Here is a 12,696-nt window from a genome sequence, read left to right as displayed (position 1 = left end):
CCCACTTCGACTTACTTACTTTCCATGAAATACTTCAAATACCTGGTGCTGGGCGCGTTGTTCGGCATTATTCTCACCAAGAGTGAGGTCATCAGCTGGTTCCGCATTCAGGAAATGTTTCGCTTCCAGAGCTTCCACATGTACGGGGTCATTGGCTCGGCCATTGTGGTGGGCATTATCTCAATTCAGCTCATCAAGCGCAACCACCTGAAATCCATCAACGGCGAGGAAATCAAGCTCTCCGACAAAAAATTCAACCACGGCATCTGGATTGGCGGCACCATTTTCGGCCTGGGCTGGGCCATGACCGGCGCCTGCCCCGGTCCGCTGTTTGCCCAGGTTGGGGCCGGCGCCAACGTGGGCGCGGTACTCATCATGATAGTAGCTGCGCTGGCCGGCACCTGGACCTATAGCGCCCTGCGCGAAAAGCTGCCGTATTAATACCAGGCAGTCGTTCTGACGTTGCGCCTCACCCCCTGACCCCCTCTCGAAAGGAGAGGGGACACCGGATACGCTTCTGACGTCTGGCTCCCCCTCTCCTTTTCGGAGAGGGGGCCGGGGGGTGAGGCGCGACGTTAGAACAAATACAACATTCAACCTTCCTCCCAATGAAACCCACGCAAGACCGGGTGCAGCAGCTGCCCCAACTGGTGCGCCTGCTAATGCTGCTGACGGCGGCCGTGGTGCTGGTTCTGGTGGTGGTGCTTACCCAACTCTACGGCCCTGCTCCGGCCGCGCCCGAAGTGGTGGCCAACGAGGCTACTGAGGGCCCGCCGCCGCCCGGCAGCTACCGCCGGCCCGCCACCCCGGCCCCCGACACGGCTACCATTCCGCGCACGGCCGCCGGCCGCCAGATTCGCTACGGCCGCGAGCTGATTGCTAACACGGCGCAGTACCTGGGGCCCCAGGGCTCGGTGCTGCACCTCACCAACGGCATGAACTGCCAGAACTGCCACCTGCAGGCTGGCACCCAGGGCTTCGCCAACAACTACCTGGCCGTAGCCGCCACCTACCCCAAGCTGCGGGCCCGCTCGGGCCAGGTAGAGGGCATTGAGAAGCGCGTGAACGACTGCCTGGAGCGCAGCCTCAACGGCCGGCCATTGGCCGACAGCAGCCGCGAAATGCGCGCCATGGTGGCCTATATCAAGTGGCTGGGGCAAGGCATTGCTAAGGGTAAGAAGGTGTACGGCACGGGCTTCGTGAAGCTGGCCTACCTCGACCGCGCCACCGACCCCGTGATGGGCAAGGCCGTGTATGCCGGCAAGTGCCAGAGCTGCCACGGGCCGGAAGGCCAGGGCCAGCCGCTGGCCGACGGCCGCGGCTACCAGTACCCGCCCCTGTGGGGGCCGCATAGCTACAACGACGGCGCGGGCCTGTTCCGCGTCACCAACTTCGCGAAATACGTGAAGGCGGCCATGCCCTACGGCGCCACCTTCGACCACCCGCAGCTCACCGACAAGCAGGCCTGGGACGTGGCGGCCTTCGTGAACTCGCAGCCCCGCCCCCACCTGAAAACCACGCACGACTGGCCCGACATCAGCAAGAAGCCCATAGACCACCCGTTTGGTCCGTATGCCGATGCGTTTTCGGTGCAGCAGCACAAGTACGGACCGTGGCAGCCCATTGAGGCCGCCCAAACGGCCAAAACCAACTAACTCGCGTTGACACATTCCCTTTTGCGTTTTGGAGTGGCTGCCCTGTTGCTGGTGCCCATTGCCGGGCAGGCTCAACAGGCCGAACCCGTTCCGGCACCGCCTACCACCGGCCAGCCCTTGCTGTCGCCCGCCCTCGCTTCTGGCCAACCGGCCAAAGCTGATACGCTGCCGGCCCGCACCCTTGCCGAAGCATTTGGGCGGGGACAGTGGCACGGGCGGGTGCGCAACTACTTCATGGCCACCCGCAACCAGGACACCCTGCCAGATTACTACGCCAACGGACTGGGGGCGGGCGCACGATTCGAAACGGCCCCGCTGCATGGGTTTTCGGTGGGTGCGGGGGGCTTTTTCTGGGTGAATCTGGCTTCCAACGACCTGGCCACGCCCGACGCGGCCACCGGGACGGTGAACCGCTACGAAGTGGGCCTGTTTGATGTGAATAACCCCGCCCGCCGCCGGCTCACGGGCCGGCCCGAGGAGCTGTTTGTGCGCTACCGCTGGCGGAAGTCGGTGGCCACATTTGGCCGGCAGCTGCTGGTCACGCCCCTGGTCAATCCGCAGGATGGACGGCTGAGCCCCAACTACGAGCAGGGCCTGTGGCTGGAAGTGAATGAGTTGGCCCGCACCCGCATCACGGCGGGCTGGCTTACGCACATGGCCGTGCGCTCCACCTCGGAGTGGGCGTCGGTGGCCCGCTCCATCGGCCTCTATCCTACCGGCGTGGACGAAACCGGCAAGCGCGCCCTGTACGCCGGCAACCTGAGCAGTCGGGGCCTGGGCGTGCTGGGCGTTAGCCGGCAGCTGGGAGAGCGTACCCGCGTGCAGGCCTGGAACTACTACGCCGACAACCTCTTCAACAGCCTGTTCACGGAGCTGACCACCGGCCGGGCCGTGGGCGCGGGCCAGCTCACGCTGGGCGCGCAGTACCATTACCAGCGCACGGTGGGCCACGGCGGCAACGCCGACCCACGCCTGGCCTACAGCGCCCCCGGTCGCCAGGCTCACGCCCTAAGCGCCCGCCTGGGCGCGCAGCGCGGCCCCTGGAGCCTGAGCGCCAACTACACCCGCATCGCCCGCACGGGGCGCTTTCTGTTTCCACGCGAGTGGGGCCGCGAGCCGTTCTACACCTTTTTGCCCCGCGAGCGGCAGGAAGGCTACGGGGGCCTCGATGCCGCGATGCTACTGGCCAGCTATGCGGTGCCAGCCGCGCCGGGCCTGAAGGCGGAAGTCGGCTACGGCCAGTATTACCTGCCCGACGTGAAGGATTTTCGCCTCAACAAGTACGGCATGCCTTCGTACAGCCAACTCAACTCCTCCCTCAGCTACCCGTTTCGCGGCTGGGCCAAAGGGTTGCGCGGCCAGGTTCTCTATCTTTATAAAGCCTCGCTGGGCGACACCTACGGCGAAGCCCGCTTCGTGGCAAACAAGGTGGATATGCACCACCTGAACCTGATAGTGAACTATGATTTCTAACGTCTTTTCCTGCCCGCCGATGAACTCCCTATCCCGCCTGCTCGCTGCCGCTGCCCTGGTGGCCACCATTGGTACGAGCACTGCTGCTCACGCCCAAACCACGCCGGATGCTACGCCTCCAACGGCACCAGCAACTCCCGCCCCCGTTCTCACGCCGCCCAACGCCGCCGTGGCAGCCAAAGCAGCCACTTTCCAGGGCGCACCGGCCACCAAAAAGCACTACCGGGCCGTGTATCAGCTCGATAGCAGCGACCCCAAGCTCATTGGCCAAACCCTGCGCAACATGAAAAACGCCCTGGACGACCCGCGCCTGAAAGGCAAGCTGGAGCTGCAGTTGGTCGTGTTCAGCGGCGGCACGGTGGTGTTCAAGAAAAACCAGCCCTACGAGGCCGACGTGCTGGCTTTGCAGCAGGCCGGCGTTATTCTGGCCCAATGCGAAAACTCGATGAAAGCCCACAAGCTGATCAAAGACGACATGCTGCCCTACATCTCCTACGTGCCCACCGGCAACGGCGAGCTGATAATTCGCCAGGCTGATGGCTGGGCGCTGGTGCACCCGTAGGCAGCTTTCATTTTCAAAACAAGGAACGTCATGCTGAGCCTGTCGAAGCATCTCTACCGCTTCGTAGCAGTCGTTCAACGAAGCGGTAGAGATGCTTCGGCTGCGCTCAGCATGACGTTCCTTTTTCTCAGTTTCTTGATTTCTATTACCTAGCCCTACCCTATGATACCTAAGCTTGGCTTGCGCGAAAACTGGCAGCAGTTCACCTTGCTGGTTGTTGTGAATGCCTTCGTGGGTGGCATGGTGGGGCTGGAACGCACCATTCTGCCCCGGCTGGCCGAGCAGGAGTTTCAGTTGGTGGCGCGCACGGCTATTCTGGCGTTCATCGTCGTTTTTGGCCTTACCAAGGCTGTGGCCAACTACTACGCGGGGGCCTGGGCCAATAAAGTGGGCCGCAAAAACCTGCTGCTCATTGGTTGGGGCTTCGGGCTGCCGGTGCCGCTGCTGCTGCTCTGGGCCCCCAGCTGGAGCTGGGTGATTTTTGCCAACGTGCTGCTGGGCCTCAACCAGGGTCTGGCCTGGTCGAGCACGGTAGTGATGAAAATGGATTTGGTGGGCCCGAAACAGCGCGGGCTGGCCATGGGCCTAAACGAGTCGGCCGGCTATTTGGCCGTGGCGGCTACGGCCTTCGCCTCGGGCTGGCTGGCCACCGAATATGGCCTGCGGCCCTACCCCTTCTACCTGGGCATTGGCCTGGCGGTGCTGGGTTTGCTGGGCAGCCTGCTGGTGCGCGACACCCGCGCCCACGTGGCCCTGGAAGCCGCCCAGGCCCCGGCCGGGCCGGCGGGCCCGCGCCTCTCGTTCTGGGATGTAACGTGGCGCCACCGCAACCTGGGCTCCGTCACGCAGGCCGGCCTCGTCAACAACCTCAACGACGGCATGGTGTGGGGGTTGCTGCCGCTGCTGCTGGCCACTAAAGGCTTTACCCTGACGCAGATTGGCACCGTGGCCGCCGTGTACCCGGCCGTGTGGGGGCTGGGCCAGCTCCTGACCGGCCCGCTTTCCGACCGGCTCTGCAAGAAAGACCTGCTGTTCTGGGGCATGCTGCTGCAGGGCGTGGTGTTGCTGGCCATGCTGTTTGCTTCTTCCTACCCGATGTTTCTGGCGCTGGCGGCGCTGCTGGGCGCGGGCACGGCCCTGGTGTATCCCACGTTTCTGGCCGCCGTGGCCGAGTATGCGCCGGCCCCGCAGCGGGCGCGCAGCGTAGGCATCTTCCGCCTCTGGCGCGATGCGGGCTACGCCATCGGGGCGCTGCTCACCGGCCTGCTGGCCGATGCTTTCGGGCTTTCGACGGCCCTGGCGGCTATTAGCGGGCTTACGGTGCTTTCGGCGCTGATTATTCAGCGACGCATGTACTGCCCGCCGCTGGAAACAGACGTTGCTGCTTCGCCACCCCGCAGCTGTACCCGCCCCGCCCCGGCCGAGCGGCCAACCATTGTTCGGTTCCTTGGGCTAGCGGCCGGCTAGCATGTTGATTTTCCTTCCCGTCCTTTTCCCTACGCTATGGCTACTACCCTCACCCTGTTCCAGCTTAACGATGTGCACGGCTACCTGAACCTCCACCAGGAAGCCTTTTTCGGCCCTGTGGGGTTCGAATACCGCCGTTGCGGCGGCTACGCCCGCATTGCCACGCTCCTGCGCGAGTTGCGGGCGCAGCACCCCAACCACTTGCTTTTTGATGGCGGCGACACCTTCCACGGCACCCGGCCGGTGGTAGCTACCGAGGGCGGCATCCTGCCCCCCATCCTCAACGAGCTGGGCATTGCGGCCATGACGGCCCACTGGGAGTTTGCCTACGGCCCGGCCCGCCTTCAGGAGTTGGTGGGCCAGCTCAACTACCCACTGCTGGCGGCCAACGTGTACCATCAGGACAGCGGGGAACTGGCCTACGCGCCCACGCTGCTGCTGGAAACGGCGGGGCTGCGCGTGGGCATTATCGGGCTGGCCTGCCCCATCGTCGACAAAACGATGCCGGCCCACTTCAGCACCGGCCTGCGCTTCACCAACGGGGTAGCCGAGCTGCCGGGCCACGTGCAGCGCCTCCGCACCGCAGAGCGTGCCGACGTGATAATCCTGCTTTCGCACTGCGGCTTTCCGCAGGATGTGGCCCTGCTCGAAGGCTGCCCCGGCATTGACGTGTGCCTGAGCAGCCACACCCACAACCGGCTCTACAAACCCTTCGAGGCCGGTGGCGCGCTGGTGATTCAGTCCGGCTCCCACGGCTCATTTCTGGGCCAGCTCACCCTCACGGTGGAAGGCGGGCGCGTGGTTTCGCACACCCACGAGCTGTACGAAATCAGCGAAAGCATAGCCCCCGATGCGGCGCTGCAGGCCCGCATAGAAGCGGCGCTGGAGCCGTTTGCCGCACTCAATTAAGTGGTAGGCACCACCGAAACCGGCCTGCACCGCCTCACGTCGGTGGAGTGCCCGGCCGATGACTTTCTGCTGGTCAGCCTGCAGGCCCTGGTGCCGGCCGACCTGTATTTCTCCAACGGCTGGCGCTACGGCGCGCCCATCGCGCCCGGCCCCGTGCAGCTCAACAACCTCTACGACCTCGTGCCCATGGACCCCGAAATTCAGACTGTGGAACTCACGGGGGCCGAGCTGCACGAGATGCTGGAAAAGAACCTCGAAGGCACCTACAGCCACCAGCCCCTGCACCAGATGGGCGGCTACGTGAAGCGCACCCTGGGCCTGAAGGCCTATTTCAAAGTCGAAAACCCCAAGGGTAGCCGCCTGCAGGCCGTATTTGTGCAGGGCAAGGCGCTGGACCCGGCCCGCACCTACTCGGCCGCCTTTATTACCGCGCAGGGCGTGCCGCCCAAGTTTGGCCACAACCGCCAAAAAACCGGCCACCACGCCGTGGCCGCCATGCGCGCCTACCTGGCGCAGCACCGCCCGCTGGTAGTGGAGCCGCACGATACGTATGTAGTGGTTTAACCAAAAGGGTGTTGTGAAACCTCCTGCTTGATGGTGCGCGGACGCTGACTGAGCTCGTCAGGTCCGTTTTGGACGGCTGTACTGACTAGCCAACGGGTCATGCGCCTTGGGGAAATGCGCACAAGGCTTCCTCAGCCCAAAATTTGACCTCACCTTTGAGGGGTATTTCCAAGACAAGCCGGGATGAACGCAACGCAGCAGGAAGAGAAAGAATACCTGGAAGAAATCAAGGAGAAGCTGACGCTGGCCATTCGGCGGATAGACGGCTCCGTGCGGCAGTATTCGGAGGAGCTGCGGGAGAAAAAGGAGTACATCCACGAGCACCAGTCCGGCATGGACGATGCGGATATGGTGGCGGCCGGCCAATCCATCGACCGCATGGCGTTTACCGGCGAAGCCGCCGTGGGCCAGAAGCGGAAGCTCCTCAAGCTGGGGCAGTCGCCCTACTTTGGCCGTATCGACTTTGCACCCCGGGGCCAGGACACCATGCCCGTGTACATCGGGGTGTATTCCTTTATGGATGAGAACCGCCGAGGCCTTATCTACGATTGGCGGGCGCCGGTGTCGTCTATGTTCTACGACTTTGAGCTGGGCGATGCCTCCTTCACCACGCCTTCCGGCGTGGTGAAGGGCACCATCGACCGCAAGCGGCAGTACAAAATCCGGGACGGCCGCCTGGAGTTCATGATTGAAAACGACGTGAACATCCACGACGACGTGCTGCAGCGTGAGCTGGCCAAGTCGTCCGACGACAAGATGAAGAACATCGTCGCGACCATTCAGCGCGACCAAAACGCGGTGATTCGCAACGAAACCGCGCCGGTCATGGTCATTCAGGGCGTGGCCGGCTCGGGCAAAACCTCCATTGCCCTGCACCGCATTGCGTTCCTGCTTTACCGCTACCGCGAGACCATTGCGGCCAAGGACGTGCTCATCATCTCGCCCAACAAAGTCTTTGCCGACTACATTTCCAACGTGCTGCCCGAGCTGGGCGAAGAGCACATTCCGGAGCTGGGCATGGAGGAGCTGGCCGCCGACCTGCTCGGCCACCGGTACCAGTTCCAGACCTTTTTCGAGCAGGTATCGGCGCTGCTCGACAGCCACAACGCGGCGTTTATTGAGCGCATCCGGTTTAAGTCGTCGTTCGAGTTTCTCAGCCAGCTCAACCAGTACCTGCTCCACGTGGAGAACACCTACTTCACGGTGACCGAGCTGCGGGTGGGCAACCTCACCGTGCCGCTGCCGTTTTTGCTGGCCCGCTTCAAAACCTACCACCGGGTGCCGCTCCTGAAGCGGTTTGCGCTGGTGGCCGAGGACGTGCGCACCTATGTGCGCAACGCCACCCGCCGCAAGCTGACCGGGCAGGAAAAATCGCGCATTGGCGAAGCCATTCCGCGCATGTTCAGGTTCCACCAGGTGCTGGACCTCTACCGCGACTTTTTCCGCTGGGCGGGCCGGCCCGAGCTCCTTCGCCATAACCACGGCCAGCCCCTGGAATACGCCGACGTATTTGCCCTGATTTACCTGCACATGCGGCTGGAAGGCATTGGCACCTACGCTCACGTGAAGCACTTGCTGGTAGACGAGATGCAGGACTACACGCCCGTGCAGTACGCGGTGCTGTCGCGCCTGTTTTTGTGCAACAAAACCATTCTGGGCGATGTCAGCCAGACGGTGAACCCGTACAGCTCTTCATCGGCCGAAGCCATTGAGCGCGTGTTTCCGGAAGCCGATGTGGTGAAACTCTACCGCAGCTACCGCTCCACCGTCGAGATTACGGCCTTCACCCAGCGCATCACCCCCAACCCGCACATCATTCCGTTGGAACGGCACGGGCAGGAGCCCGTGGTGGCGGGTTTCGCGAGCGAAGCAGATGAGCTACAGGGCATTCAGCGGCTGGTGGCGGCCTTCCCGGGCTCCGAGAACCAATCCATGGGCATCATCTGCAAGACCCTGCGGCAGGCCGAGCAAGTACACGCGGCGCTGGACGCCGCCAGCATCTACTTGCTCACCGACGAGTCCACGCTTTTCAAGGAGGGCATTATCATCACCACCGCCCACCTGGCCAAAGGCCTGGAGTTTGACGTTGTGATTGTGCCCTTCGCCTCGGCCCAAAATTATAAAACGGAGGTTGATAAAAGCATGCTTTACGTGGCTTGCACCAGGGCCATGCACCAGCTCACGCTCACGCATTCAGGCCCGGTCACCGGATTTGTATCCGCTTGAGCAGCCAAACACACTAACCATAATTGGGCAGTCCCGCACAGTAAAGCGTGTTTCCAAAAAAACCGTCATGCTGAGCCTGTCGAAGCATCTATACCGCCGTAGTAACTGAATTACTGGTGCGGTAGAGATGCTTCGACAGGCTCAGCATGACGGTTTGCTTTTTTCGCTTACGGCTGCACGAGTACTTAAAAGGCCGGCCCCGGATACCGTGCAGCGCTGGCTACTCGTCTGAGTCGGCGGCCCCGGAGCCGAGTACGGCGCGCACTTTTGCCCCATCGAAGGGCAGGCCATTGAGCGGCGCCAGCAGGCACCAGTCGAATGCGCCCATGGAAAGGGGCAGCAGCCCCAGCACCGACAAGGCCCAGCCTTTGCGGCCCATGGCCAGGCCGGTTCCAATGAGGCCGGTACCCACGGCAATGCGGGCTGCGCGGCCGCCGGGAGAGGCAATCAAGCGAATGAAATCTTTCATTTCAAGGAGGATTAAATGTGAAGTAGTCACCGAAGAAGTTCAGTTGTTACCCTATACGGCCTCGCGGCGCTGCTGTTCGCCGGAGCCTTACTATCTGTGGGGACTGGCCTTTGGCTACCGGAAAGCACCAGCCGCCGGCCTAGCCGCAGCCGGAAAACAACCTCCTTCAGGCAGTCTGCAGCAGCCTGCGCAGGCGAAAACCGCAACCCAGCTCCTTCCTGACGGTCGAAACATTCGGGAAGTTGTGCCGGTATGCTTCTAACCAATTTGCAGCGGTAACCCACACCCTGCTGCCTAGCGCTATTTGCGCCTAAACACCATCTCCTTGAAAGAAGAATCTCTGACAGCCCCGGCTCTGCCTATCATCGTTATTGGCGCTGGCCTGGCGGGTCTCACGGCGGCCCGGGCCCTGCACGCGGCCGGCCGGCCGGTGCTCGTGCTCGAAGCCCGAGACCGGGTGGGCGGGCGCACGCTGGCCGTTTCCGCGCTGCCCGGCTCGGCCGAAGCCGAAGGACTGGACCTGGGCGCCACCTGGGGCTGGTCGCATCACCCCTACCTGATGGCGCAGTGCCGGGAACTGGGCCTGCAGCCCTTCGTGCAGCCCAGCACCGGCGCCACGGCCTACGAGACGGCCGCGGGCACGCACCGCCTGCCGCAGCATCCGTCCGGCTCCACGGGGTACCTGCGCCTGCCGGGTGGGGCGGCAGCCCTCTGCCGCACGCTGGCCCGGCAGCTGCCCACTCAAAGCCTGCTGCTCAATGCGCAGGTGACGCGGCTGCATGCCCCGGCCGGCCAACCAACCGTGACGGTGGAGGTTGCGGTTGATGGCAATCTGCGCAGCTACCAGGGTTCGGCGGTGGTAGTGGCCCTGCCGCCGCGCCTGGCGGCGCACAGCCTGCAGTTTGCGCCGGAGCTGCCGGCGGCGCTGCGGCAGGCGCTGCGGGAAGTGCCCACCTGGATGGCCTATTCGATGAAGGCGGTGGCCGTGTACGCCACCCCTTTCTGGCGGGCAGCTGGCTGGTCTGGGTTTGGGGCCAGCCAGCTGGGGCCGCTGGGCGAAATTCACGATGCCTCCCCGGCTACCGGGCCGCTGGGGGCTTTGTTTGGCTTCTTTGCGCCTATGCACCCGCTGCGGAACGCGCCGCTCGCGCAGCGGCAGGCGGCCGTGGTGCAGCAGCTGGGCCGCCTGTTTGGCCCGGCCGCCCTGCAGCCATTAGCCTACCACGAGCTGGACTGGAGCCAGGAACAGCTGACCAGCATTCCCGGCGATGAGCAGTTTCCTGACCAGATTCCGCTGCAGGGCCCGGCCCGGCTGCGTCAGCCCTACTGGGACGGCCGGCTGTACTGGGCCGGAGCCGAAACGTCCGTCAGCGAATGGGGTCGGCTGGATGGCGCCATTGAGTCCGGGCAATGGGCGGCTGCGCAGGTGCTGAAGTAATGGCGCATAAGTAGCCGTATTCGATTCGGGCCTACTGGTCTGACCGCCCCAGGCGGTCTGACCGGTTGAAGCACCAGCAATTTCGGTCTGACGATAACCGGTCTGACCGCCCTAGGCGGTCAGACCAGAGCACACGCTTACTTCTGCATTCTTGCTTAATGCCCGGTAGCCTTTTTATTTAACAACACAGAGAACCGTACGGTTGACGGTCATGCTCATCTGGCATCCGCACAGCCGAAGCATGACGTTCTTTTTTGTTGTTTACCTTATTCAGGCACAAGCCTAGTACGTACGGTCGGCCCCGGCCACGGTGTAGAGGGGGTCTTCCAATATGCTCACTTCGATGATGGAGCTGGCATTACCCAACAGTTTGCGGGAGTCGGGGCTGAGGTGGCGCAGGTGCACGGTTTTGCCGGCCCGGTGGTAGCGCTCGGTGAGCTTGTGCAGGGCATCAATGGCCGACATGTCGGCCACGCGGCTTTCCCGGAAGTCGATGACGACCTGGGGCGGGTCGCCGGCCACGTCGAACTTCTCCCCAAACGCCTGCACCGAGCCGAAAAACAGGGGGCCGAAGATTTCGTAGTGCCGCACGCCGGCCGCGTCCACGTGCTTGCGGGCGCGGATGCGCTTGGCATTTTCCCAGGCAAAGGCCAGGGCCGACACCACCACGCCCAGCAGCACGGCCAGCGCCAGGTTTTGCGATACGGCCGTTACCAGCGTCACCAGCAGCATCACCAGCACATCGGTGCGGGGCATGCGCCGCAGTATGCGCAGGCTGGCCCACTCAAAGGTGCCGATGACCACCATGAACATCACCCCCACCAGGGCGGCCAGCGGCAGCCGCTCGATGACGGGCGCGCCCACCACCACGAACAGGGCCAGCGCCCCGGCGGCCACCACGCCCGAGAGCCGTCCCCGGCCCCGCGACTCCAGGTTGACCATGGTCTGGCCAATCATGGCGCAGCCGCCCATGCCCCCGCTGAAGCCCGACGCCACGTTGGCCAGGCCCTGGGCCACGCAGTCTTTGTTGCCCCGCCCGCGGGTGTCGGTCATCTCGTCCACCACCGTGAGGGTGAGCAGGCTCTCGGTGAGGCCCACCAGCGCCATGATAACGGCGTAGGGCAGCACCACCCCCAGCACCTGCCAGGTGAAAGGCAGCTCCGGCAGGTGAAAGGTGGGCAGCCCACCCGCAATGGAGGCAATGTCGCCCACCGACTTGGTTTCGACCCCACCCCCAATCACAATGGCCGACACCGCCGCAATGGCCACCAGCGAGGCCGGCACCGCCTTGGTGAGCCGGGGCAGCCAATACACAATGGCCATGGTGAGGGCCACCAGCCCCACCATGAGCAGCAGCGGGCCACCCGTGAGCCACTGCTCCTCCCCGGCCGCATCGCGCACCTTGAATTGCTCCAGCTGCGCCATAAAGATTATCAGGGCCAGGCCGTTGACGAAGCCGTACACCACCGGCTGGGGCACCAGGCGAATGAACTTGCCCAGCCGCAGCAGCCCGATGCCGATTTGAATCAGCCCCATGAGCACCACCGCCGCAAACAGGTACTCCACGCCGTGCGTGGCCACCAGGCTCACAATAACCACAGCCACCGAACCCGCCGCCCCCGAAATCATGCCCGGCCGCCCCCCAAACACACTCGTGACCAAGCAAATAACAAACGCCGACCCGATGCCCACCAACGGGCTGATGTGGGCCAGCAGCGCAAACGCCACCACCTCGGGCACCAGGGCCAGGGCCGTGGTGAGTCCCGCCAGGGTTTCATCTTTAATATTGACGGTGTACTGCTGAAAATGGGAGGCAACTTGGGACATAAACACACTAAAACGGGCCAAAAGAAAAGCCGCACCCGTCCGGCAGGACGGGGCGGCAGGAGCAATGCTGCGCCAGTAAAGAAATTGCGGCGAGCGGGGAGAATAA

11 protein-coding genes are annotated in these 12,696 nt (G+C 63.7%); 9 read left to right on the top strand and 2 right to left on the bottom strand.

The features are described from left to right. Positions 1–24 precede the first annotated feature (24 nt). The 8 genes from BEN48_RS01010 to BEN48_RS00980 all read left to right on the top strand — a co-directional run bounded on the left by BEN48_RS01010 (position 25) and on the right by BEN48_RS00980 (position 8,856). Positions 25–441 (top strand): DUF6691 family protein, encoded by a 417-nt coding sequence (locus BEN48_RS01010; protein WP_070732050.1) that lies wholly within the window; start codon positions 25–27, stop codon positions 439–441. A 167-nt stretch (positions 442–608) separates the two neighbouring features. Continuing rightward, complete coding sequence (locus BEN48_RS01005; RefSeq protein ID WP_070732048.1) at positions 609–1,655, top strand: c-type cytochrome; 1,047 nt, start codon at positions 609–611, stop codon at positions 1,653–1,655. Positions 1,656–1,688: 33 nt separating this feature from the next. Next, the gene (locus BEN48_RS01000) at positions 1,689–3,128 is read left to right on the top strand and encodes an OprD family outer membrane porin (RefSeq protein ID WP_083320634.1); all 1,440 of its coding nucleotides are present in this window, start codon (positions 1,689–1,691) and stop codon (positions 3,126–3,128) included. A 19-nt stretch (positions 3,129–3,147) separates the two neighbouring features. Continuing rightward, a complete protein-coding gene (locus tag BEN48_RS00995) occupies positions 3,148–3,690 on the top strand; it encodes a DsrE family protein (RefSeq protein WP_070732047.1) in 543 nt (180 codons plus the stop codon). 162 nt (positions 3,691–3,852) lie between these two features. Then, positions 3,853–5,157, top strand: coding sequence for an MFS transporter (locus tag BEN48_RS00990; protein ID WP_070732044.1), 1,305 nt, complete (start codon positions 3,853–3,855; stop codon positions 5,155–5,157). A gap of 36 nt (positions 5,158–5,193) precedes the next feature. Further along, positions 5,194–6,066 (top strand): metallophosphoesterase, encoded by an 873-nt coding sequence (locus tag BEN48_RS19495; RefSeq protein ID WP_241502129.1) that lies wholly within the window; start codon positions 5,194–5,196, stop codon positions 6,064–6,066. Beyond that, positions 6,067–6,630 (top strand): 5'-nucleotidase C-terminal domain-containing protein, encoded by a 564-nt coding sequence (locus BEN48_RS19490; RefSeq protein ID WP_241502128.1) that lies wholly within the window; start codon positions 6,067–6,069, stop codon positions 6,628–6,630. 183 nt (positions 6,631–6,813) lie between these two features. Further along, positions 6,814–8,856: a HelD family protein gene (locus BEN48_RS00980; protein ID WP_070732042.1), complete on the top strand. Its 2,043-nt coding sequence runs from the start codon at positions 6,814–6,816 to the stop codon at positions 8,854–8,856. Positions 8,857–9,076: 220 nt separating this feature from the next. Here the strand turns inward: BEN48_RS00980 and BEN48_RS00975 are convergent, their stop codons facing one another. Then, complete coding sequence (locus BEN48_RS00975) at positions 9,077–9,325, bottom strand: YgaP-like transmembrane domain (protein ID WP_070732041.1); 249 nt, start codon at positions 9,323–9,325, stop codon at positions 9,077–9,079. Positions 9,326–9,650: 325 nt separating this feature from the next. Here BEN48_RS00975 and BEN48_RS00970 point away from each other — a divergent pair, with 325 nt between their 5' ends. After that, entirely contained in the window at positions 9,651–10,763 is a 1,113-nt protein-coding gene (locus BEN48_RS00970; protein ID WP_317043658.1) for a flavin monoamine oxidase family protein, read from the top strand. A 282-nt stretch (positions 10,764–11,045) separates the two neighbouring features. Here the strand turns inward: BEN48_RS00970 and BEN48_RS00965 are convergent, their stop codons facing one another. Beyond that, complete coding sequence (locus BEN48_RS00965; RefSeq protein ID WP_070732037.1) at positions 11,046–12,590, bottom strand: SulP family inorganic anion transporter; 1,545 nt, start codon at positions 12,588–12,590, stop codon at positions 11,046–11,048. Positions 12,591–12,696 lie beyond the last annotated feature (106 nt).

It is taken from the genome of Hymenobacter glacialis, from assembly GCF_001816165.1.
Taxonomy (GTDB): Bacteria; Bacteroidota; Bacteroidia; order Cytophagales; family Hymenobacteraceae; genus Hymenobacter; species Hymenobacter glacialis.
This window is presented reverse-complemented; position numbering and strand designations above follow the sequence as displayed.